23 protein-coding genes are annotated in these 21,201 nt (G+C 68.0%); 9 read left to right on the top strand and 14 right to left on the bottom strand.

Translation table 11 applies throughout. The features are described from left to right. The first annotated feature begins 206 nt into the window (after nt 1-206). Together ACFVAV_RS22210 and ACFVAV_RS22205 are read left to right on the top strand one after the other, a co-directional pair. Complete coding sequence (locus ACFVAV_RS22210; RefSeq protein ID WP_189031469.1) at nt 207-764, top strand: PadR family transcriptional regulator; 558 nt, start codon at nt 207-209, stop codon at nt 762-764. Beyond that, nucleotides 757-1,866: an inositol-3-phosphate synthase gene (locus ACFVAV_RS22205; protein WP_379036968.1), complete on the top strand. Its 1,110-nt coding sequence runs from the start codon at nt 757-759 to the stop codon at nt 1,864-1,866. Before ACFVAV_RS22210 ends, ACFVAV_RS22205 begins: the two co-directional genes overlap by 8 nt. Nucleotides 1,867-1,928: 62 nt before the next feature. Here ACFVAV_RS22205 and ACFVAV_RS22200 read toward each other — a convergent pair whose 3' ends face one another. The 6 genes from ACFVAV_RS22200 to ACFVAV_RS22175 all read right to left on the bottom strand — a co-directional run bounded on the left by ACFVAV_RS22200 (nt 1,929) and on the right by ACFVAV_RS22175 (nt 8,669). Continuing rightward, on the bottom strand, nt 1,929-2,360 hold the full coding sequence (locus ACFVAV_RS22200; RefSeq protein ID WP_379036966.1) for a GyrI-like domain-containing protein: 432 nt from the start codon (nt 2,358-2,360) through the stop codon (nt 1,929-1,931). A 2-nt stretch (nt 2,361-2,362) separates the two neighbouring features. Beyond that, complete coding sequence (locus ACFVAV_RS22195; RefSeq protein ID WP_379036965.1) at nt 2,363-2,824, bottom strand: GyrI-like domain-containing protein; 462 nt, start codon at nt 2,822-2,824, stop codon at nt 2,363-2,365. Nucleotides 2,825-3,027: 203 nt separating this feature from the next. Further along, on the bottom strand, nt 3,028-5,373 hold the full coding sequence (locus ACFVAV_RS22190) for a transglycosylase domain-containing protein (protein ID WP_379036964.1): 2,346 nt from the start codon (nt 5,371-5,373) through the stop codon (nt 3,028-3,030). Nucleotides 5,374-5,499: 126 nt separating this feature from the next. Beyond that, on the bottom strand, nt 5,500-6,387 hold the full coding sequence (locus ACFVAV_RS22185; protein ID WP_379036992.1) for a carbohydrate ABC transporter permease: 888 nt from the start codon (nt 6,385-6,387) through the stop codon (nt 5,500-5,502). An 11-nt stretch (nt 6,388-6,398) separates the two neighbouring features. Then, the gene (locus ACFVAV_RS22180) at nt 6,399-7,376 is read right to left on the bottom strand and encodes a carbohydrate ABC transporter permease (RefSeq protein ID WP_379036963.1); all 978 of its coding nucleotides are present in this window, start codon (nt 7,374-7,376) and stop codon (nt 6,399-6,401) included. Nucleotides 7,377-7,421: 45 nt separating this feature from the next. Beyond that, a complete protein-coding gene (locus tag ACFVAV_RS22175; RefSeq protein WP_379036962.1) occupies nt 7,422-8,669 on the bottom strand; it encodes an ABC transporter substrate-binding protein in 1,248 nt (415 codons plus the stop codon). A gap of 227 nt (nt 8,670-8,896) precedes the next feature. On the opposite strand from ACFVAV_RS22175, the gene ACFVAV_RS22170 reads away from it, so the two are divergent. Next, nucleotides 8,897-9,697, top strand: coding sequence for a DUF2786 domain-containing protein (locus tag ACFVAV_RS22170; protein WP_379036990.1), 801 nt, complete (start codon nt 8,897-8,899; stop codon nt 9,695-9,697). Nucleotides 9,698-9,817: 120 nt separating this feature from the next. Continuing rightward, nucleotides 9,818-10,342, top strand: coding sequence for a TIGR04338 family metallohydrolase (locus ACFVAV_RS22165; RefSeq protein ID WP_379036959.1), 525 nt, complete (start codon nt 9,818-9,820; stop codon nt 10,340-10,342). A gap of 65 nt (nt 10,343-10,407) precedes the next feature. Here ACFVAV_RS22165 and ACFVAV_RS22160 read toward each other — a convergent pair whose 3' ends face one another. The 6 genes from ACFVAV_RS22160 to ACFVAV_RS22135 all read right to left on the bottom strand — a co-directional run bounded on the left by ACFVAV_RS22160 (nt 10,408) and on the right by ACFVAV_RS22135 (nt 14,761). Further along, nucleotides 10,408-10,830 (bottom strand): organic hydroperoxide resistance protein, encoded by a 423-nt coding sequence (locus tag ACFVAV_RS22160; RefSeq protein ID WP_379036958.1) that lies wholly within the window; start codon nt 10,828-10,830, stop codon nt 10,408-10,410. A gap of 8 nt (nt 10,831-10,838) precedes the next feature. Beyond that, a complete protein-coding gene (locus ACFVAV_RS22155; protein ID WP_379036956.1) occupies nt 10,839-11,270 on the bottom strand; it encodes a MarR family winged helix-turn-helix transcriptional regulator in 432 nt (143 codons plus the stop codon). Between the two features lie 39 nt (nt 11,271-11,309). Beyond that, nucleotides 11,310-11,837, bottom strand: a complete 528-nt coding sequence (locus ACFVAV_RS22150; protein ID WP_379036955.1) for a hypothetical protein — start codon at nt 11,835-11,837, stop codon at nt 11,310-11,312. A gap of 108 nt (nt 11,838-11,945) precedes the next feature. Next, a complete protein-coding gene (locus ACFVAV_RS22145) occupies nt 11,946-12,326 on the bottom strand; it encodes a toll/interleukin-1 receptor domain-containing protein (protein ID WP_379036954.1) in 381 nt (126 codons plus the stop codon). A gap of 226 nt (nt 12,327-12,552) precedes the next feature. Continuing rightward, the gene (locus ACFVAV_RS22140; protein ID WP_379036953.1) at nt 12,553-13,518 is read right to left on the bottom strand and encodes an o-succinylbenzoate synthase; all 966 of its coding nucleotides are present in this window, start codon (nt 13,516-13,518) and stop codon (nt 12,553-12,555) included. A 73-nt stretch (nt 13,519-13,591) separates the two neighbouring features. After that, nucleotides 13,592-14,761: a thiolase family protein gene (locus tag ACFVAV_RS22135; RefSeq protein ID WP_379036951.1), complete on the bottom strand. Its 1,170-nt coding sequence runs from the start codon at nt 14,759-14,761 to the stop codon at nt 13,592-13,594. A 93-nt stretch (nt 14,762-14,854) separates the two neighbouring features. Between ACFVAV_RS22135 and ACFVAV_RS22130 the strand changes: the two genes are divergently transcribed. Next, nucleotides 14,855-15,376, top strand: coding sequence for a winged helix-turn-helix transcriptional regulator (locus ACFVAV_RS22130; protein WP_379036950.1), 522 nt, complete (start codon nt 14,855-14,857; stop codon nt 15,374-15,376). 3 nt (nt 15,377-15,379) lie between these two features. Here the strand turns inward: ACFVAV_RS22130 and ACFVAV_RS22125 are convergent, their stop codons facing one another. Together ACFVAV_RS22125 and ACFVAV_RS22120 are read right to left on the bottom strand one after the other, a co-directional pair. Further along, nucleotides 15,380-16,027, bottom strand: a complete 648-nt coding sequence (locus tag ACFVAV_RS22125) for an NADPH-dependent F420 reductase (RefSeq protein ID WP_379036949.1) — start codon at nt 16,025-16,027, stop codon at nt 15,380-15,382. A gap of 139 nt (nt 16,028-16,166) precedes the next feature. Then, nucleotides 16,167-17,249, bottom strand: coding sequence for an ABC transporter ATP-binding protein (locus ACFVAV_RS22120; protein WP_379036948.1), 1,083 nt, complete (start codon nt 17,247-17,249; stop codon nt 16,167-16,169). A gap of 144 nt (nt 17,250-17,393) precedes the next feature. On the opposite strand from ACFVAV_RS22120, the gene ACFVAV_RS22115 reads away from it, so the two are divergent. From ACFVAV_RS22115 to ACFVAV_RS22100, 4 genes are all read left to right on the top strand, one after another. Next, nucleotides 17,394-18,188 carry an LLM class F420-dependent oxidoreductase gene (locus ACFVAV_RS22115; protein ID WP_379036947.1) on the top strand — a complete coding sequence of 265 codons (795 nt, stop codon included), beginning with the start codon at nt 17,394-17,396 and terminating at the stop codon, nt 18,186-18,188. A 69-nt stretch (nt 18,189-18,257) separates the two neighbouring features. Further along, a complete protein-coding gene (locus tag ACFVAV_RS22110; RefSeq protein ID WP_379036946.1) occupies nt 18,258-20,045 on the top strand; it encodes an ABC transporter substrate-binding protein/permease in 1,788 nt (595 codons plus the stop codon). Between the two features lie 70 nt (nt 20,046-20,115). Then, nucleotides 20,116-20,841, top strand: coding sequence for an amino acid ABC transporter ATP-binding protein (locus ACFVAV_RS22105; protein ID WP_379036945.1), 726 nt, complete (start codon nt 20,116-20,118; stop codon nt 20,839-20,841). A gap of 105 nt (nt 20,842-20,946) precedes the next feature. Beyond that, a partial coding sequence (locus ACFVAV_RS22100) for a hypothetical protein (RefSeq protein ID WP_379036943.1) occupies nt 20,947-21,201 on the top strand: 255 nt, incomplete at its 3' end.

Raw genomic sequence — 21,201 nt, 5'->3', positions numbered from 1 at the left:
GCAGGCCGCTCGGTTCGTTCCGGGCGGCCTGCTGAGTTCGGCCGCGCAGATCACCACCGACCAGCGGATGAGCGTCACGCCCAATCACTGGAAATCGCCCGCGCCTAGCCAGCTGATGTATCGCTCCGATATAGTTGGAAGTCGCATCCATCGGTTAGGTCTGTTCGGCCTGTCGGGTCGACATAGTCAGGGAGTGAGGTCGGCGAGTGCTCGAATTGGCGATTCTCGGCCTGCTCCTCGACGCGCCCATGCACGGTTACGAGCTGCGTAAGCGGCTGACGGGCCTGCTCGGGGCGTTCCGGGCCTTCTCCTACGGTTCGCTCTACCCGACGCTGCGCAGGATGCAGACCGACGGGCTGATCGCGGAGGAGCTTCCGGAGGGGGCGATCGCGCGCCGTGCGCGCCGCGTCTACCGGCTCACGCCGGTCGGGCGGGAACGGTTCAACGAACTCCTCGCCGACACCGGTCCGCAGAACTACACCGATGACGGCTTCGGCGTTCACCTGGCCTTCTTCAGCCGCACCCCCGCCGAGGCGAGGATGCGGATCCTGGAGGGCCGGCGACGTCAGGTCGAGGAGCGCCGAGAGGGACTGCGGGAAGCGATCAAGAAGGCCAGCGGCTCGCTGGATCGCTACACCCGTCAGCTCCACCAGCTCGGATTGGAATCAAGCGAGCGCGAAGTGCGCTGGCTCAACGAGTTGATTGCGGCGGAGCAATCGACGAAGGCGGCACCACAGAAAGAGGGAAAGAGCGGCCATGAGTGATGTCAACAAGGTTGGGTCCGGCGAGGTTCGCGTCGCGATCGTCGGTGTGGGCAACTGCGCATCGTCGCTGGTGCAGGGCGTGCAGTACTACAAGGATGCCGATGAGAACGCCACCGTTCCCGGCCTCATGCACGTCAAGTTCGGTCCCTACCACGTCAAGGACGTGAAGTTCGTGGCCGCGTTCGACGTCGACGCCAAGAAGGTCGGCTTCGACCTGGCGGAGGCGATCTTCGCCAGCGAGAACAACACGATCAAGATCTCCGATGTGCCGCCCACCGACGTGACGGTCCAGCGTGGCCCGACCCTCGACGGCATCGGCAAGTACTACGCGCTGACCATCGAGCAGTCCGAGGCTCCGGCGGTCGACGTCGTGAAGGCGCTCAAGGATGCCCAGGTCGACGTGCTCGTCTCCTACCTGCCGGTGGGCTCGGAAGAGGCCGACAAGTTCTACGCGCAGTGCGCCATCGACGCGGGCGTCGCCTTCGTCAACGCGCTGCCGGTCTTCATCGCCTCCGACCCGGTCTGGGCGCAGAAGTTCGTCGACGCCGGCGTCCCGATCGTCGGTGACGACATCAAGTCCCAGGTCGGCGCGACCATCACCCACCGCGTGATGGCCAAGCTGTTCGAGGACCGCGGCGTGGTGCTCGACCGCACCTACCAGCTCAATGTCGGCGGCAACATGGACTTCAAGAACATGCTCGAGCGCGAGCGCCTGGAGTCGAAGAAGGTCTCCAAGACCCAGGCCGTCACCTCCAACCTCAACGGCCCGCTCTCGGGCAAGGTGCACGACCGCAACGTCCACATCGGTCCCTCGGACTACGTGGAGTGGCTCGACGACCGCAAGTGGGCCTACGTCCGCCTCGAGGGTCGCGCCTTCGGTGACGTGCCGCTGAACCTGGAGTACAAGCTCGAGGTGTGGGACTCGCCGAACTCGGCCGGCATCATCATCGACGCCGTCCGCGCGGCCAAGATCGCCAAGGACCGCGGCATCGGCGGACCCGTCATCCCGGCCTCGGCCTACCTGATGAAGTCCCCGCCGGAGCAGATCGCCGACGACGTGGCGCGCACCCAGCTGGAAGCGTTCATCATCGGCGCCGAGTAATCGGAGCGAATAAGGCCGGGCCACACGGTATTCCGTGTGGCCCGGCCTTTGTTCGTGGCGTGCTAGTCGAGCGAGACGTAGACCTCGACACTCGTCGGACCCGTGTAGCGCTCGAGTTCGGCCGTGTGTGAGCGGGTGATGATGCCCGCGTTCTCGGCTTTGATGACCTGGGCCCACGCGGTGCGCAACAGGTCGTACGGCTTGTCGGAAACGACGAACTTGGCATAGCGGCCCGCGGGGATGCGGGTCAGCACGTCACCGGGGTCGATGTCGTCGAGGTCGCCGACCTCGTAGCCGAGAACCGCGACGGCATGGTCGTTCTGGCCGATGTAGGCGGCGGCGCGGGGAACCGTCTTCTCCCTGGACAGGTACCGGTCCCAGGTGAAGTTCACCAGGTCGAGGTCGCGGGCGGTCACCTCGCGACCGGCCAGCGGCACGGTTAGCCCCGCGATCAGACCGTCCTCGAGGGTGACGATCTCGAAGTCGACAGTCATGGCTATTCGCCGCCCTTCTCGTCGATCAGCGAAACGAAGATCTCGACCGTGTGCTCGTCCGGATACTGCTCGTAGTCGCCGGAGTAGGCGCGCTCGAACTCACCGGCGGCCTCGGCGTCCCAGATCTGGCGCCACAGCGCGACGATGGTGTCGCCGCGGTGCTCGCCGCCGGCGACGAACCGGGCGTAGCGGCCTGCCGGGATGCGCGCGAGCACGTCACCGACCTGGAGATCGGCGAGGGTCTTGCACTCGTAGCCGACGATGTGGGTCAGGTAGGAGTTGATTTCTGTCGCGAAATCGACGTAACCCGTCGCGATCGGTCCCGGTAACTGCGGTCTTGCCAGCAGGTGCTTCCACGCCTCCACCACCTTGGCGCGGCGTGGCCCCTCCACGGCGAGCGCCGGACTGCGGAGCACCGTGCCCGCGATCAGCATCTCGGGACGGTCAACGACATTGAAATCCACCTGCGTAGCCCCTATGTCTAGTCTCGTCGTCGCTCGAGCGCATATCTTCCCGCATCGATATGACAGGTTTCGCGCCGGGATCGTTCGACGCATCGTCGCGTCGCGGCAAACCGGCGGTGCCGACTGGTCGGGCTGGTTCGCGCTCTGGCCAACGATGTTGCCATGTCCGCGGGGGTGTGGGGTCCGGGTGGCCAATCCGTGATCTATCCACCGCCGTCGCCGCCGAGCCCGGGGAACAATTCACCGGGCGCCGAGGACGGGCGGGGCGCGGGCGGGATGATGATCACCGGTGCCGGATTGCGTGGTGTGGTGGTCGGCGGGCTGATGATGTCCGGCGGCGGATTGCGTGGTGTGGTGGTCGGCGGGCTGATGATGTCCGGCGCCGGACTGCGCGGCGCGTTCGTCGGCGGGTTGAGGATGTCGTAGGGGCCGCCGCCACCGCCCGGCGCGGCGGGAGCGGGAGCGGGCACCAGTGAACCGCCGCGGCTGGGCAGTGCGGGCGTGGGGAATTGCTCGACCGGCGTGCCCGCCAGCGCGTTGTCCATCACCTGCTTCCAGATGTCGGAGGGCAGGCCCGACCCCCAGATCGCGCCGCCGCGCCCGCTGCGCAACGGCTGCGGCTGCTCGGTGCCGACCCACACCGCGGTCGACAGCGACGGCGTGTAGCCGATCATCCAGGCGTCCTTGTTGTCCTTGGTCTCGCCGAGCTGGGTGGTGCCGGTCTTGGCGGCCGACGGCCTGCCCTCGGCAAGGCCGTGCCCGTTGGAGTAGTTGGCGATCGGCGTCATGGCCTGGGTGGTGGCGTCGGCGATGCTCGCGATGATCCGCTGCTCCGGCTTCGGAAGCTGTGCTCCCGCGCGGTTTTCCGGTGCGCCGCGGTCGAGCAGCACCCGCCCGTCGCCGGTGCTCACCCGCTGCACGAAGTGCGGCTGGTGGTACACGCCGGACGCGGCCAGGGTCGCGTATGCCGAGGCCATGTCGAGCGGGCGCACCAGGTACTGCCCGAGCACGATCCCGTTGAGTGGGGCTTTGCCTGCCTCGGTGAGTGTTCGGTCCGCCAGGCCCGGGATGTACTCGGGGATGCCTGCCAGGTGCGCGGCCTCGGCGACCGAGCGCGGGCCGTCGGCCAGCATCATGGTGAGGCGGTAGAAGCTGGTGTTCAGTGAGCGTTTGAGCGCCTCGGTGAGCGCGCATTGTCCGCAGGAATCGCCGTCGGCGTTGGTGATCGTGGTGCCGCGGTCGACCACCGGCGAGCTGTCGATCGCCCTGGTCGTCGGGATGCCCTGCCGCTGGGCCGCGACGAGCGCGAAAACCTTGAACGACGAACCGGTTTGCAGCGGCGCCTGCGCGAAATCGAAGCCGGCGCCGTTCTCGCCGCCGTAGTAGGCGCGCACCGCGCCGCTGCGCGGATCGATCGAGACCACCGCGGCGCGCAGTTCCGGCGGCTGCCACTCCAGCCGCTGACGCACCGTGTCGACGGCGCCCGCCTGCGCCACCGGGTCGATGGTCGTGGTGATCTGCAGTGCGCCGGTGTTGATGTCGGCGTCGGTCAGACCCGCCGCGCGCAGCTCGCGCAGTACCTGGGTGCGGATATGGCCTTCGGGCCCGAGCGCCACCGGCTCGGCCGGGATGTCGGGGAGCGGGATGATCGGCGGGAACACGGTCGCGTCGCGATCGCCGGGGGCGAGCACCTGCATCTCGACCATGCCGTCGAGCACGTACTGCCAGCGCGCCCTCAGCTGGTCGGGGTGGTTTTCCGGGTCGAGCACCGAGGGCGAGCGGATCACCGCGGCGAGCACGGCCCCTTCGGCCAGGGTCAGCTCCGGCACCGGCTTGTCGAAATATGTCTTGGCCGCGGCGGCGATGCCGTACGCCCCGCGCCCGTAGTAGATCGTGTTGAGGTAGGCGGCCAGGATCTCGTCCTTGCTCCACTGCCGCGCCATCTTCGCCGCGATGATCAACTCGCGCATCTTGCGGGTGAGGGTGCGCTCGGAGGTGAGGAAGGCGTTCTTCACGTACTGCTGGGTGATCGTCGAACCGCCGCCCGCGTTGTCGTGGCCGAGCAGGTTGTCGCGGGCGGCCCGCAGGAACCCGCTCGTCGAATAGCCGGGGTTGGTATAGAAATTGCGGTCCTCGGCGGCCAGCACCGCATCGCGCACCGGCATCGGCACATCGGTGAGCGGGATCGGGATCCGATTGCCTTTCGGCGGAATGAATTTCGTCAGCACGGTGGTGCCGTCGGAAGCCAGCACGGTGGCGGGCTGTTCGACGGCGACCTCGGCGGGCTCGGGGATCTCCGAGCTCCAGTAGATCGCGACGAACAGCAGCGTCGGCACGCAGACGAAGATCACGAACAGCGCGAGCAGCAGCCGCCGGATCCGCTGGCCCCTGGTGCGGGGTTCGGCGGCCAGTCGCGCGGCCTGGGCCCGCCGCGCCGCACCTTTGCGTGGCGGCTGATCACGCCTCAGCGGGTCCTTGAAACCGGCGATCGAGGAGTACGGCGCTTCCGCATCGGAACGCCGGCGCCCACCCTCGGAGGCCACGACCATCTCCTTCCGGAGCGACGGAAGAACTCACCTGCACCGACGTGCACATCGACAGGTGACTCTACCCGCCGGGGGCCGCGGAACCCGGGAGGAGCTCGTGGGGGCGGCGAACGCGCCGCCCCGCACCGATCAGCTCTTCACGCCACCGGCGGTCAGACCGGAGATGATCCGGCGCTGGAACACCAGCACCATGATCACCAGCGGCACCGTGACGATCACGCCCGCCGCCATGATCGCCGCGTACGGCTGCACCAGCGGATCGTTACCCGAGAACTGGGCGATCGCGACCGTGACCGGCCTGGTCTTCTCGCCGGACAGCAGCCGGGCCAGCAGGTACTCGTTGATCGAGGCGATGAACGCCAGGATCGCGGTGGTGAACACCGCGGGCGCCGCCAGCGGCAGCATGATCAGCCGGAACGCCTGGGACTTGGTCGCGCCGTCGATCCGTGCGGCCTCTTCCAGCTCCCAGGGCAGTTCGGCGAAGAACGACGCCAGGATGTACACGGTCATCGGCAGCACGAAGGAGATGTTCGGAATGATCATCGCCTGGTACTCGCCGATCCAGCCCAGATCGGTGAACAGCTGGAACAGCGGCGTCACCAGCACGACCGCGGGGAACATCGAGGCCGACAGGATCAGCCCCGAGATCAGGTACTTGCCCGCGAACACCATCCGGGCCAGCGCGTACGCGGCGAGCACGCCCAGCGCGAGCGCGACCGCGGTGGTCACCGAACCGATGATCACACTGTTGAGCAGTGCCTGGCCGAAGTTGTTGCCGCGACTGGTGTCGAAGGCGTTGCGGAAGTTGTCCAGCGTCACGTGGGTCGGCCACGGCGTGCTGTCGAAGGTGTAGGCCTGATCGCGGAACGCGACGACCGTCATCCAGTAGAAGGGCCCCAGACCCCACACCAGCACGATCAGCACACCGAGGTACATCCGCACGGTGCCGATCCGCTTGCGCCACGACACCGGCTGCACCGGCGCCGCTGCGCGCTCGACGGGCGCCTCTTTCGTCATCGACATGCTCATCAGTTCGCCTTCCGCTGTTCTTCCTGCGTGCGAACAGCGTTGGCGCCCAGCACCTTCACCAGCACGAACGCGATCGCGAAGACGAGCAGGAAGGTGATCGTCGAGAGCGCGGCGGCGCTGTTGGGGCCCTGGCGCACCTGCTCGACCACCAGGATCGACAGGGTGTTCGTCGAGGGGTTACCCAGGGTCATGATCGCGGGCAGGTCGTACATGCGCAGCGCGTCCATCGTGCGGAACAGCACCGCGACCAGCAGCGCGGGCTTGAGCAGCGGCAGCGTGATGTTCACGAACCGCTGCCAGGCCGACGCGCCGTCGACCTTGGCCGCCTCGTACACGTCGGCCGGAATGACCTGCAGGCCCGCCAGAATCAGCAGCGCCATGAACGGGGTCGTCTTCCAGACGTCGGCCGCGATGACCGCGAACCGCGACGCCCAGACGTCGGAGGTCCACAGGATGTGGGTGCCGAGCACCCGGTTCACCACGCCGTCGTACTGGAACATGAACTCCCACAGGCGCGCCGTGACGGCGGTGGGGATGGCCCACGGGATGAGCACCGCCGCGCGCAGCAGGGCCCGGCCACGGAAGGTCTTGCCCATCACGATGGCCATGCCGAGGCCGAGGAGCGCCTCCAGCGACACGGTCACCACCGTGAAGAACAGGGTGACCCCGACCGCGGACCAGAACTGGGAGCCGAGCGTGCCGGTGGGGCACGACACCGTGCCCATGAGCGAGTTGCACTGCTGCAGCAGCCAGTGCGTGTAGTTGCTCAGCCCGGCGCTGCCGCCCTCGACGAACATGCCGGTGGCCGGGTCGATCCCGGCGTCCTTCTGGAAGGACATGAAGATCGCCTGGACCACCGGATATCCGATGACTACGGCCAGCGCGACGAGCACCGGCGTGACGAAGAGCCACGCCTTGCCGGATCGTCGCAGTTCCAGCGCTAGCCCGCGCTGCTTGGCTCCCGAAGGATCCGACACCGTTACTACTCTCCTACGGTCTGGTCGGGTCCGCTGCGCGCTCCGCTACGAACCGGCGGTCTCGATGCCCTTTTGCATGCCGGCGACGGCGTCGTCGACGGACTTCGTGCCGTTCAGAGCAGCATAGGCGTTGTCCTGGATGGCCTTCGACACCGCGGGATAGAACGGGGTGACCGGACGCGGCACGGCGCTGGCGATGGATTCCTTCAGCGCGGGCAGGTACGGCATCTTCGCGATCAGGGCCGGGTCGTCGTAGAGCGAGGCGCGCACCGACGGCAGCGCGCCCGAGGCGACGATCTGCTGGGCCTCTTCGCTGATCAGGTAGCGCACGAAATCGGCCGCGGTGGCCTTGTTCTTGGAGAACGCGCTGATCGCGGCGTTGTAGCCACCCAGGGTCGAGGCGCCGATGCCGGTGTTGCCCGGCAGCGGGGCGACACCGAACTTGTCCTTCACCGAGGAGGTGTCGGCGTTGGCCTGGGCGTACAGGTACGGCCAGTTGCGCAGGAACAGCAGCTTGCCGGACTCGAACGCGCTGGCGCTCTCGCCCTCCTTGAAGGTGATGGCTTCCTTGGGGATGTCACCGTTCTTGTAGGCGTCGACGAGGACCTTCAGGCCCGCCTTCGACTCCGGGCTGTTCACGGTCGGGGTCTTGCCGTCGGCGCCGACGAAGCTGCCGCCGAAGGCGTTGATGACCTCGGAGGTATTCACGGTCAGGCCCTCGTAGGGGGCGAGCTGACCTGCGTAGCAGCCGATGTTGTTGTCACGGGCGATCTGGCACTGGCCGAGCATCTCGGTCCAGGTGCGCGGCGGGTTGGGGACCAGGTCCTTGCGGTAGTACAGCAGGCCGCCGTTGGTGTTCTTCGGTGCCGCGTACAGCTTGCCGTTGTAGGTGGCGCTTGCCACGGTAGGCGCGAGCAGCGGCGCGGTGTCGATCGCGAAACTGCCCTCGAGCGGCTGGACCCAGCCCTTCGCGGCGAATTCCGCGGTCCACGGCACATCGAGGGCGACGACGTCGTAGCCGTCCTGCTTGGCGCGGAAGTGCTCGGCGAGGTCGTCGTGCTGCTGGGTGCCGTCGGCCGACTGCTCCTTGAACGTCACCTGCTCGTTCGGGTGCGCGGCGTTCCACCGCTCGATGAGCTGCTTGACCACACCGGTTTCGGTGACGTCCTTACCCTCGACGTAGGTGATCGGGCCGCGGCCCGTCAGGTTCTGGTCGAGCGCGTTGCCTCCGTTGTCGCTGGAGCAGGCACTGGCGAACGATGCGGTAAGCAACGCAATCGAGGCAGCAGCCATCGTCGCTCTCGGGACAAACTTCAAGGCCATCGCAGACACTCCAGGGTCGAGACGTGAGCAGCAGCACACCCGTGCGGTGCACAAGGCAACATACATGGTGGCGGGTCTTCGCGTCCGATCGTCCTGCCACTTGGGCTACTTTCCAGTCAGTTCTGCGACGTTCGGTGTCGGGGGAGTGTCCTACGCTCGACGACGTGACCAGTCCATCGCCGTCGACGCCCGACCGGATGCTCACCCGGATCGGCGGTTTGCTGCGCAAGGCCGAGGCCACCGACAACGAACACGAGGCCGAGGCTTTTCTCGCCGCTGCCCAGCGGCTGGCGACGAAATCCTCGATCGATCTCGCGGTCGCCCGCTCCCACGTCGCCGATCGTGAGCGCAGGTCCGCGCCGGTGCAGCGGATCATCCCGATCGGCGAACCCGGTCGAAAAGGACTGCGCACCTACGTGCAGCTGTTCGTCGCGATCGCCACGGCCAACGATGTGCGCTGCGATGTCGCCCGCAGTTCCGCCCAGGTGTACGCCTACGGTTTCGCCGCCGACATCGATGCCTGCGAGGCCCTGTACGCGAGCCTGCTGATCCAGATGGTTCGCGCCTCGGATCACTACATCAAGTCCGGCGCGTACCGGGAGGCGACGGTCGTCAAGATCGTCGCGGAGAAGCGCTTCGGGCGCACGGTTCGCCGCAAGGTCGAGGCGCCGGTGGCCGGGGTGACCGCGCGCTTGAATTTCCAGATGGCCTTCGCCGCCCGCGTCGGCGCGCGCCTGGCGGAAGTGCAGGCCGAGGTGGTCGCGGAGGAGACGCCGACCGCGTCGGCCGGTACCGCACTGGCCCTGCGCGACAAGGAAGTAGCCCTCACCGACTTCTACACGGCCACCTCGGAGGCGCGTGGAACCTGGCGCGGACCGCAAACGTCTACCGGCCACTCAGCGGCTGCCCGTCGTGCGGGTGACCGGGCGGGCCGCACGGCCAGGCTCGGTACGTCGCCGGAACTGCCCGCCGCGCGGGCGAAACTCACCGGCCGATGAGAGTGCTCGGCGAGTTCGTCACGGCGCGACTCTCGGCACAGTGCCCTGGTCCGGTGCGTGCCGCCGAGCACCGAACCAGGGCGAGTCTGTGTGGACCGACGACGGCGGCCGGAGCGTGCTGTGGCACCGGGTGATCCACACCGCCGCCGCGATTCCCAGCGGGCCAAGGTCTATGACGCCGAGCAGCTGGTCCGCGGGGTGTTCGATCGTGCGCAGGAGTTCGGGCACCGCACCGTCGACGTCTACGGTTCGCAGCTCACGCTGCCCGTCGAGCGCCGCTTCGCCTCCGTCGAGTCGGTGCAGTCCTACGTGGACAAGGTGCTGGCGCTGAATTGGGTGCGCACGCAATGGGAAAGGGCCGGGTTGCCGGTTCGGGTTCGCGCGCGGGCCGGGGCGTCGGCGGCCCACTACGAACCGGCCGACGCGGTGCTGGCCGTCCCGCTGCACACCGGGGCGACCGCGTGGGCATTACGTGAGCTGGTGGTGTTGCACGAACTCGCCCACCACCTCGCACCCGCCGACGAGGCACCGCACGGCCCCGAATTCTGTACCCGGTACATCGAATTGGTGGACGGGGTGATCGGTCCCGAAGCCGCCCTGCTGATCCGGGCGACGTTCGCCGGCTGCGGAGTCCGTTTCGGCTGAGGCGTGGTTCCCGGACGCGGCGAATCCCGCCGATGCGCGACCGGCGGGATTCGCTGGGACGAGGATCAGTCCTCGGTGACCTGCACGTCGACCGCGATATTGCCGCGGGTCGCGTTGGAATACGGGCACACTTGGTGCGCGGCCTCGGCCAGCGCCTGGGCCTCCTCGCGCGGCAGATGCGGCAGCGTGACTTCGAGGGTGACGGCCAGCTGGAATCCGCCGTTGTCGTTCGGGCCGATCGAAACCTGCGCGCCGACAGCGGAATCCGCGATGTTCGTGCCCGCCTTCTTACCGACCAGGCGCAGCGCCGAATGGAAGCAGGCGGCGTAACCGGCCGCGAACAGCTGCTCGGGGTTGGTGCCCGCACCGTCGCCGCCCAACTCCTTCGGCGGAGCGAGCACGACGTCGAGCTTGCCGTCGGTGGTGCGCGCGGTGCCGGTGCGGCCTTCGCCGCTGGCCAGGGCTTCGGCGGTGTAGAGGACCTGCATGGGAGTTCTCATTTCTCTGTGAGGGAATCGGTGAGTTTGCGTAGGAGTCCGCGCAGTGCGGTGACTTCGTCGGCGGACAGTGACGCGATCTCGGCCATCTCGGCCGGAATCCGGCACGCCTCCTCGCGCAGCGACCGCCCGTGGGCGGTGAGCACGATGTCGACCCGGCGTTCGTCGTCGGTCGCCCGCCGCCGCTCGACGAACCCGGTCGCCTCCAGCCGCTTGAGCAGCGGAGACAACGTTCCCGAGTCCAATTCGAGCGCCTTACCGAGCTCGCCGACGCTGCGCCCGTCGTGTTCCCACAACGCGAGCATCACCAGATATTGCGGATACGTCAGCCCGAGCTGTTCCAGCTTCGGGCGGTAGACCGCCGTCATCGCCCGCGAAGCCGCGTACAGCGGGAAACACAGCTGCTCGTCGAGGGTGAGTCCGTCGGTCATGACAACAATGTAGCCCACAATTAAGTTGTGCACAACCATTCAGTGGAACGCGATGGCGAGAAACCCCGAGACGTACGCGAGCGCGAAGAGCACCGGAACCCACTGCTCGATGTGCGACAGCGGCCAGTACAGCGTCCGATCCCGGCCTTCACCGAGGGCCCACCATTCGGCCTTCCAGAAGGGCGAGGCGGGAAGCCGCTCCTCGAGCGCGCCGATCACCCGGAACTTGGCGCCGTTCAACAACCGGTAGCTACGGACAAGATAGAACCAGGCGAAGCACTGGCCCAGGACAGCGATCAGCGGTATCACCAGCCACTCCGCCGTATCGGGTGGTGGTGTCTTCCCGAAGAGGGTGACGAGGGTGAAGATGCCGGTGTTGAGGGACAGGAAGAAGGAGTTCGCCAGCCCGCGCCGGGCACTCACCCGGTCGGCCATCTCCACATAGAGGCGGTACTGCTCGAGCACCATGTTGTCGTAGGTGGAACTGCGAGCGTCTGGCCCTTCGTTTTCCGGCGCGTCGTTCCAGAGCCGGTCACCGAGCTCGAATCGTCGATCGTCAGGGGGCACCGCGCACCTCCGGAGGTCTCGGGCGCCGGGAGCCGTCCATTCCGGCAGTGTCGCGGTAGTGCACGTCCGCGTCGGCGCCAATGTGCATGGTTTGCAAGGGTTGTGGAGCTACGCCGCGTACTGGCATGCAGTATCCCAGCTGGACGGCTGATCCGCACCCCGCTGCCGCAGCCAGTGGGCAACTTCCCGGTCGACCCGGCGCGAGGCGGCGGCCTGCGGGGAGAGGACCACGATCAGATACCGGGCACGATCCATCGCGTCGGTGACCCTGCCCCACAGGTCGGGGCTGGCCGTCAGATCGGTTCCGTCCCGGAAGACCCGCAGCGCGCGCAACTGACCCACACGCCGGCCGATGCGGTGCAGACCGGACTGGATTCCGGCCGCGACCGGGCGATCGTGGTGGGTATAGGAGATGAAGGCGTCGTAGGCGAACGTCTCCCCGTGCGCGTGAGTCGGCCGCCCCGGGGCGGCGTCGGCCTGCACGGACATGGGCTCATCTCCACAAAAGGCTCATGAACTGGACTTTCTGAGCCTCCCGCTTCCGCGCGCGGATATCGCGGGTAGTCCACTACTCGGCTTCGCGAGCAATGGTCAGCCCAGGGATTTCCGACGGCGCCAACTCCGGCGGCCACCGAGCGACCGGGCGCGTACTCCGTCCGTCGGCACGGTCGAGCCGTCCGGCCGCAACCACCGCTGGGTGGCGGGTACAGCAGGATCAATCCGTGTCGAGCAGCGCGCTGACCCGCTCGTACCGCCGCAACCACCACTCGGTCCGCTCCGGATCGGGATGCCGGTACTTGTCGAGCAATGCGGGGTCCGGTTCCGGCGCGACCGTGGGAACCGTGAGCCACCCGTTCACCGGCAACAGCGATTCGGCAACGAGATCACCTTCGAACAGCGCGAGAGTCCCCAGACCGCAGGCGAATTCGAGTTGCGGAAGCGCGCCTGCCAGCGCGATCTGGGCAGCCAGCCCGACACTCGTCTCCAACGCCGACGACACCACAGCCGGCAGCCCCGCCGCCTCGGCAACGGCCAGCGCCCGCCGAACCCCGCCCAGTGGAGTGCATTTCAGCACCGCCACATCAGCGGCCCCCGCCACCGCGACCCGCAACGGATCCTCCGCTCGCCGAATCGATTCGTCCGCCGCGATCGGCACCGAAACCCGCCGCCGCACCTCGGCCAGTTCCTCGACGGTCCGGCACGGCTGCTCGACATACTCCAATCCCCCAGCAGCCCGGTCGATCTCCCCGATCTGCCGAACGGCGGTCTCCACATCCCACACCGCATTGGCATCCACCCGAACCGCCCCGTCGGGCCCGATAGCCTCCCGCACCGCCGAGACCCGAGCCATATCCTCGCTCAACGACCCGGGATGATCGGCCACCTTCACTTTGGCTGTCGCACAACCAGACTGACGAACAATCCGCCTAGCCCGCTCGGCATCCACCGCGGGAACAGTGCAGTTCACCGGCACCCGATCCCGCACCGGCGCCGGCCACCCCACCGTCGCCTGCTCGACCGCGGTAGCGAGCCACCCCACCGCCTCCCGATCGTCGTATTCGGGGAACGGGCAGAATTCTCCCCACCCCAGCGGCCCCCGAATCAACATCCCCTCGCGCACAGTGATCCCCCGAAACCGCGTACGCAGCGGAATCGCATAAACGAACGTATCGGCGCCCACCCCGCGATCGTAGAGCCCGGATAGTTCCGCGCCGTACCGGTGGCGGCGCTCGCGGGAAGCGCCGCCGACCGGTTCAGAGGCGTTCGATGATGGTGGCGTTGGCGAGGCCGCCCGCTTCGCACATGGTTTGCAGGCCGTAGCGGGCGCCGCGCTGGTGGAGGGCGTGGACGAGGGTGGTGGTGAGGCGGGCGCCGGAGGCGCCGAGGGGGTGGCCGAGGGCGATGGCGCCGCCGTTGACGTTGACTTTGCTCAGGTCGGCGCCGGTTTCCCGGGCCCAGGCCAGGACGACCGGCGAGAAGGCCTCGTTGATCTCGATCAGGTCGATGTCGTCGAGGTGCAGGCCGGCCCGGCGCAGGACCTTCTCGGTGGCCGGGATGACCGCGGTGAGCATGAGCAGCGGATCGTCGCCGGCCACGGCGAAGCTGTGCAGCCGGGCGAGTGGGCGCAGGCCCAGTTCGGCGGCACGTTCGCCGGACATGATGAGCACCGCGGCGCTGCCGTCGCTGACCTGGCTGGCCGATGCCGCCGTGATCTCCCAGCCGATCTGCGGGAAACGGGCCGCCATGGCCGGGTCGTAGTAGGCGGGCTTCAGCTTGCCGAGCGTCTCCAGCGTGGAGCCGACTCGAATACCTTCGTCGGTGGTCAGACCGTTCAGCGGCGCGAGCTCGGCCGCGAAGAGGCCATCTTTGGTTGCGCGGGCGGCCTTTTCGTGACTGCCGAGGGCGAACTCGTCGAGCTGGGTGCGGGTCAGTCCCCACTTGGCGGCGATCAGTTCGGCGCTGATGCCTTGGGGCACAAGCTCATCCGGGTACCGCTCGGCGAAGGCGCCGCCGGACAGATCGGTGGCCCCGATCAGATTGGCGCCCATGGGAACCCGGCCCATCGACTCCACACCGGCCGCCACGACGATGTCGTACGCACCCGCGATCACGCCCTGGGCGGCGAAGTGGATGGCCTGCTGACTGCTGCCGCACTGCCGGTCGACGGTGGTGGCCGGCACCGATTCGGGATAGCCGGCGGCCAGCGCGGCCCGCCGGGTCATGTTCGCGCCCTGTTCCCCGACCTGGGTGACGATGCCGCCGATCACGTCGTCGACCAGGGCGGGGTCGATACCACTGCGCTCGATCACCGCGCGCAGGCTGTGCGCGAGCAGATCGACGGGATGGACGTCGTGGAGTGCGCCGTTCGGTTTGCCCCGGCCGATGGGGGTGCGTACCGCTTCGACGATGACCGCGTCTCGCATGGGAGTCCTCTTTCGACGGTGAGCCAACTCTGGCTCTATCCAACAATAGCCAGCGTAGGTGCTAACTATCATCTACTCAAGTTAGAGGTGGGTATGATGTCGGTCATGGCAGCCGTGATGGAAGGACCCTTGGCCGATCTGAGCAGGTGGGACACCGCCGGCTGTTCCATCGCCAGGGCCATGGACCTGATCGGCACCCGCTCGGCGATCCTCATCCTGCGCGAGGCCTACTACGGCACCACCCGCTTCGACGGCTTCGCCCGCCGCGTCGGCATCACCGACGCCGCCGCGGCCGGCCAGCTCCGCAAGCTCACCGCGGCAGGACTCCTGGAAAAGCGCCCCTACCAGGAAGAGGGCAAGCGCACCCGCAACGAATACGTCCTCACCCAGATGGGCCGCGACCTGCTCCCGGCGGTCGTCGCGCTCTGGCAGTGGGGCGACACCTACCTGCAACCCGGCCCGCCGCCGCTGCTGCGCGTCGACGCCGAGACCGGCGAACCGGTCCGGGTCGAGTTGCGCAGCGCCGACGGGACCGAGGTCGAACTCGAGCGGCTGGCGGTCCGGGTCAACCAGGACTACCTACGCGCCCGCAAGGAAGCGGCGCGCGAGAAGTGACGCTCAGGCGCTGAAGACGCCGACATTGACGTCCTCGGTGCCCAGCGCCTGGAACAGGCTCACCCACAGCAGCACCATCGGTTCGGTGCTACGCGCGGTGTGCAGCGGGCCGAGATCGATGAGCTGATCGGGCGCCCACCCGAACGCGGTCAGCAGCTCGGTCACCTGCTTCTTGGCACCGGCGTCGTCGCCGCTGAGGAAGATGCTGTGCTTGCCGGGGATCCGCGCCGGATCGACCATCACCTGATTGTTGGTGGTGTTGAGCGTCTTCACGACGAACGCGTCGGGGAAGGCGGCCTGCAGCGACTCGGCGACGCTGCCCTCCTCGGGCACAACGAGTTTCGGTGGGAAGCCGTGCGAGAAGTCGAGCGGATTCGACACGTCGACGACGACCTTGCCGCGCAGGTTCTCCGCACCGGCCGCGGTCAGCGCGGCCAGCGAGACAGTGCCCGACGTGGCGTTGACGATCAGCTCGGCCGCGGCCGCCGCGTCGGCGAAAGTGCCGTGGGCGCCCCCGGTTTCGGCGGCCCAGGCGGTGGCATCGGCATTGTCGGCCGTGCGCGACCCCATCGTCACCGTGTACCCGATCTCGACCAGCTTGCTCGCCAGCCGACGGCCGACCTGCCCTGTGCCGAGTACTGCTACGCGCATTCCGCTACCCCGTCTCCGAGAAACCCCCGCCCGGCGAGCACCGGGCCAGGTCAGCATAGGTTCAGGTGAGAGGCCTTGCCGAGCGACTATGCGCAGAGCAGAATCGGGCCGGCGACACCGGGTCACCGGCCCATCCCGGTCAGCGCAGCCTGCGACCGTCCGCGGCGCCGAAGAAGTACACGTGCTCGGGATCGACGGTCAGCTGCAGCAGTTCGCCCTTGGCCGGCGGCTTGCGCCAATCCACTCGCGCCACAATCGTTTCCCCGGTCTGGGCGCTCGCGCCGTCGGCGACCGCGCGGCCGTAGACGTAGGCGTCGGAGCCGAGTTCCTCGACCACGTCGACCTCCATCCGCAGCCCGCCGTTGCCCACCTCGAGGTGCTCGGGACGGATGCCGAGCACGACCGTGCCCTCACCCGCGTCGGCCACCGCGCGCGGCACCGGCACCGGGTAGCCGCCGATGGTGACGGTGCCGTCGGCGACGGGCAGCGTGAACAGGTTCATCGCGGGCGAGCCCATGAACCCGGCGACGAACATGTTCGCCGGATCGCGGTAGAGGTCGCGCGGGGACGCGCACTGCTGCAGCAGCCCGTCCTTGAGCACGGCGACGCGGTCACCCATCGTCATCGCCTCGACCTGGTCGTGGGTGACGTAGACGGTGGTGGTGCCGAGCCGGCGCTGCAGCTGGGCGATCTGGGTGCGGGTCTGCACGCGCAGCTTGGCGTCGAGGTTCGACAGCGGCTCGTCCATCAGGAACACCTGCGGCTGACGCACGATCGCGCGGCCCATCGCCACCCGCTGACGCTGACCACCGGACAGCGCCTTGGGCTTGCGGTCCAGGTACTGCTCGAGGTCGAGCAGCTTGGCCGCGGCCAGCACCCGCTCGTCGCGTTCGGCCTTGGCCACCTTGGCCAGCTTCAGCGCGAAGCCCATGTTCTCCGCGACCGACATGTGCGGGTAGAGCGCGTAGTTCTGGAACACCATCGCGATATCGCGATCCTTGGGCTCGGCATGGGTGACGTCGTTGTCGCCGATCAGGATGCGTCCGCCGTTGACCTCTTCGAGGCCGGCCAGCATCCGCAGCGAGGTGGACTTACCGCAACCGGAGGGGCCGACGAGGACCAGGAATTCGCCGTCGGCGATCTCCAGATCGAGTGCGTCGACGGCCGGTGTGGTCGCACCGGCGTAGAGCCTGGTGGCGCGGTCGAAGGTCACGGTAGCCATGCGTAGATCAACATCCCATCCCGGCAGGAACGTGCCGGACGATCCGAGTACAGGGTCGCAGGGATCGTAGCGGCCCACCCGGACCCGCTCACCATTTCCGGGTAGCCTCGGTCGCGGAGCCCACGGAGTGCGGAGGAGCACGGTATGAGTCGTCCAGTTCGTATCGGAGTCCAGCTTCAGCCACAGCACGCGCCCGAGTACGCGCTCATCCGCGACGCGGTGTTGCGTGCCGAGGACGCGGGCGTCGACATCGTCTTCAACTGGGACCATTTCTACCCACTCACCGGCGACCCGGTGGGCGCGCATTTCGAATGCTGGACGATGCTCGGCGCGTGGGCCGAGCAGACCGAGCGGGTCGAGATCGGCGCGCTGGTCACCGGCGGCGGCTATCGCAATCCCGATCTGCTCGCCGACATGGCCCGCACCGTCGACCACATCAGCGACGGCAGGCTGATCCTCAGCATCGGCGCGGGCTGGTTCCAGCATGACTACGACGAATACGGCTACGAGTTCGGTACGCCGGGCACCCGGCTGAACCTGCTGAAGGACAACCTGCCCCGGATCAAAGCCAGGCTCGCGAAGCTGAACCCGGCGCCGGTCAGGGAGATCCCGATCCTCATCGGCGGTGGCGGCGAGCGCAAGACGCTACGGCTGGTCGCCGAGTACGCCGACATCTGGCATTCCTTCGCCGATTTCGATGCCCTGGCGCACAAGAACAAGGTCCTGGCCGAGCACGCGGCGGCCGCCGGCGCCGACGCGTCGCGAATCGAACGGTCGGTGCCGTGGCCGGGCCGGGCGAAAGCTGACGCGTTGCACGCTGCCGGTGTCACCCTGTTCACCGTGGGCGTTTCCGGTCCCGGTTACGACCTCACCAAGGTCGAGCAGGCGATCGAGTGGCGTGACGACGTGAACCCGGAGCCGCTCGAAGGACTCGCCTGACCAGGTGATCCGCGTCGCCGACAGGCGCGTAACCAGCACTGTGCGAGGTTGCGGCTAGGGTTTATCGCCATGGCTGGTGTGCGTGCTGTGCGAACCCGGGCGCGGATCGCCGCGTTGTTGCTGCTCGTCGGCGTCGCCGCGACCGGCTGTGGTGGCGGCGACACGGCGACGCGGGATCTGTGCTCCCCGCCGGGCCAGAGCGCTGCCTCTGCGGCGCCGAACAATCTCGCCTCCTCGGAGACCGCGGGCACCGACCGGTACACGACGGCGACCACCGCGCCGGTCGAGTCGATCGACACGAGCAAGCTGGGTCTGCTCAACCCGGGCACGCTGAGCGTCGGCACACTGTCGGACGCACCGCCGAGCATCTGCGTGAACGGGCAGGGCTCGTTCACCGGTTTCGACAACGAGCTGCTCCGGGCGATCGCGGCGAAACTCGGCCTGCAGGTGGAGTTCTCGGGCACCGAGTTCGCCGGTCTGCTCGCCCAGGTGTCGGGCAAGCGGTTCGACGTCGGGTCGTCCAACATCACGACCACCGATGCCCGCCGCGAGCTGGTCGGCTTCACCAACGGCTACGACTTCGGCTATTTCTCGCTGGTCGTGCCGCAGGGCAGCGCGATCAAGGGCTTCGGTGACCTGAACGCCGGCACCCGCATCGCGGTCGTGCAGGGCACGGTGCAGGACGAGTTCGTGGTGAACCAGCTGGGCCTGGACCCGGTGAAATTCCCCGACTACAACACCGCCTACGCGAATCTGAAGTCCGGCCAGGTCGACGCCTGGGTCGCGCCGTCGGCGCAGGCCGAGGGCGCGATCAAGCCCGGTGACGGAATCGTGGTGTCGGAGAACACCTTCAGCCTGGACAACTTCGTCGGCTACGCCGTGGCCAAGAACAACCAGCCACTCATCGACGCGCTGAACTCGGGCCTGGACGCGGTGATCGCCGACGGTACCTACGCCCGGCTCTACGCCGACTGGGTGCCGCGCGAACTGCCGCCCGGCTGGAAGCCCGGCTCCAAATCCGCACCCGCGCCACAACTTCCGGACTTCGCCGCGATCGCGGCCGAGAACCAGCCGGATGCGACCGAGCAAGTGGCACAGAAGTCGACCTTGCAGCAGTTGAAGGACACGTTCTTCGACTGGTCGCTGTACCGCAAGGCCTTTCCCGACCTGATCAAGACCGGCCTGCCGAATACGCTGATCCTCGCGGTGGTTTCGGGCGTGCTCGGCACGGTGCTCGGCATGATCCTCGCGGTGATGGGCATTTCCCGCACGCGCTGGCTGCGCTGGCCCGCCCGCGTCTACACCGACATCTTCCGCGGCCTGCCCGCCGTCGTGATCATCCTGTTGATCGGTCTCGGCATCGGCCCGGTGGTCCGCGACCTCACCGGCGGCAATCCGTACTGGCTCGGCGCGGTCGCGCTGGCGCTGCTCGCGGCCGCCTATATCGGCGAGATCTTCCGCGCCGGTATCCAATCGGTCGAGCCAGGCCAGCTCGAAGCCGCGCGCGCCATCGGTTTCGGCTACCGCCAGGCGATGACGCTGGTGGTGATCCCGCAGGGTGTGCGCCGGGTGCTGCCCGCGCTGATGAACCAGTTCATCGCGCTGATCAAGGACTCGTCGCTGATCTACTTCCTCGGCCTGCTCGCCTCCCAGCGCGAACTGTTCGCCGTCGGCCGCGACCTCAACGCCCAGACCGGCAACCTGTCCCCGCTGGTCGCGGCGGGTCTGATGTATCTGGTGCTGACCATTCCGCTCACCCACCTGGTGAACTACATCGACGCGCGGATGCGCACCGGCAAACCGACGCCCGCCGACCCGATCGAGCAGGCCGTCATCACGGAAGGACGCGGCGCATGATCGGTCAGCGCCCGGAGGCGGCAGCTCGCGTAACCACGCAGGGCGCCCGAGCATGCGAAGGAGTCACAGCGTGAGTGCATCGCTGACCGGCACCGGTCTGAACCTGACGCTGGGCAACAACCACATCCTGCGCGGCGTCGACATCCACGTCGAGGCCGGGCACGCGACGACCGTCATCGGCCCGTCGGGCTCGGGTAAGTCGACCCTGCTGCGGGTGCTCAACCGCCTGCACGAGCCCGACTCCGGTGACGTGCTGCTCGACGGCAAGTCGGTGCTGCGCGAGGACCCCGACCAGCTGCGTCAGCGCATCGGCATGGTGTTCCAGCACTTCAATCTGTTCCCGCACAAGACCGTCGCCGACAACATCGCCCTCGGCCCGCGCAAGCTGCGCGGCCTGTCCGCCGAGCAGGCGCGGGCGCTGGCGCTGGAACAACTCGAGATCGTCGGCCTGGCCGACAAGGCCGATGCCAGGCCCGCCGCGCTGTCGGGCGGCCAGCAGCAGCGCGTCGCGATCGCCCGCGCACTGGCCATGAAGCCGGAGCTGATGTTCTTCGACGAGGCCACCTCGGCGCTGGACCCGGAACTGGTCAAGGGCGTACTCGCGCTGATGGCCGACCTCGCCGCCGGCGGCATGTCGATGATCGTCGTGACCCACGAGATGGGCTTCGCCCGCAGCGTCTCCGACAGCGTCGTCTTCATGGATCAGGGCGTCGTCGTGGAGACCGGAACCCCCGACGAGCTGTTCGACGACGCGAAGACCCCGCGTCTGCGCCGCTTCCTCGATCAGGTCCTCTGACCAGGTCTTAGGGCAGTCCGGCGGGGTCGCAGCAACGCATGCGCAACTGTTAATGTCGGATGTGCTCCAGCTGCAATCGACCGGTACGAGTACAGGGAGATCCGCATGACAACGGCACACGTAGAGCACCCCGAACACACCCACGTCCACGGCCCCACCTGCGGCCATGTCGCGGTCCCGCACGGCGACCATGTCGACTACGTCCACGACGGCCACCTGCACCGCGAACACGCGGGCCACTTCGACGAGTGCGAGGTATCGGCACACGTCGAGTGCACCGCCCACGACCACGTCCACGGCCCCGGCTGCGGCCATGTCGCGGTCCCGCACGGCGACCATGTCGACTACATCCACGACGGC

The sequence above is a fragment of the Nocardia sp. NPDC057663 genome (assembly GCF_042799895.1).
Classification (GTDB): Bacteria; Actinomycetota; Actinomycetes; order Mycobacteriales; family Mycobacteriaceae; genus Nocardia.
Note: the sequence above shows the minus strand (reverse complement) of the source record. Positions and strands in the feature narration are given on the sequence as shown.

Coding starts and splice junctions, on each gene's coding strand:
- ACFVAV_RS22200 (WP_379036966.1), bottom strand. CDS start 2,360: ATGACTGTCGACTTCGAGATCGTCACCCTCGAGGACGGTCTGATCGCG.
- ACFVAV_RS22155 (WP_379036956.1), bottom strand. CDS start 11,270: ATGACCGACGGACTCACCCTCGACGAGCAGCTGTGTTTCCCGCTGTAC.
- ACFVAV_RS22160 (WP_379036958.1), bottom strand. CDS start 10,830: ATGCAGGTCCTCTACACCGCCGAAGCCCTGGCCAGCGGCGAAGGCCGC.
- ACFVAV_RS22175 (WP_379036962.1), bottom strand. CDS start 8,669: ATGGCTGCTGCCTCGATTGCGTTGCTTACCGCATCGTTCGCCAGTGCC.
- ACFVAV_RS22185 (WP_379036992.1), bottom strand. CDS start 6,387: ATGACGAAAGAGGCGCCCGTCGAGCGCGCAGCGGCGCCGGTGCAGCCG.
- ACFVAV_RS22115 (WP_379036947.1), top strand. CDS start 17,394: ATGAGTCGTCCAGTTCGTATCGGAGTCCAGCTTCAGCCACAGCACGCG.
- ACFVAV_RS22130 (WP_379036950.1), top strand. CDS start 14,855: ATGATGTCGGTCATGGCAGCCGTGATGGAAGGACCCTTGGCCGATCTG.
- ACFVAV_RS22120 (WP_379036948.1), bottom strand. CDS start 17,249: ATGGCTACCGTGACCTTCGACCGCGCCACCAGGCTCTACGCCGGTGCG.
- ACFVAV_RS22135 (WP_379036951.1), bottom strand. CDS start 14,761: ATGCGAGACGCGGTCATCGTCGAAGCGGTACGCACCCCCATCGGCCGG.
- ACFVAV_RS22190 (WP_379036964.1), bottom strand. CDS start 5,373: ATGGTCGTGGCCTCCGAGGGTGGGCGCCGGCGTTCCGATGCGGAAGCG.
- ACFVAV_RS22110 (WP_379036946.1), top strand. CDS start 18,258: ATGGCTGGTGTGCGTGCTGTGCGAACCCGGGCGCGGATCGCCGCGTTG.
- ACFVAV_RS22205 (WP_379036968.1), top strand. CDS start 757: ATGAGTGATGTCAACAAGGTTGGGTCCGGCGAGGTTCGCGTCGCGATC.
- ACFVAV_RS22170 (WP_379036990.1), top strand. CDS start 8,897: ATGCTCACCCGGATCGGCGGTTTGCTGCGCAAGGCCGAGGCCACCGAC.
- ACFVAV_RS22125 (WP_379036949.1), bottom strand. CDS start 16,027: ATGCGCGTAGCAGTACTCGGCACAGGGCAGGTCGGCCGTCGGCTGGCG.
- ACFVAV_RS22145 (WP_379036954.1), bottom strand. CDS start 12,326: ATGTCCGTGCAGGCCGACGCCGCCCCGGGGCGGCCGACTCACGCGCAC.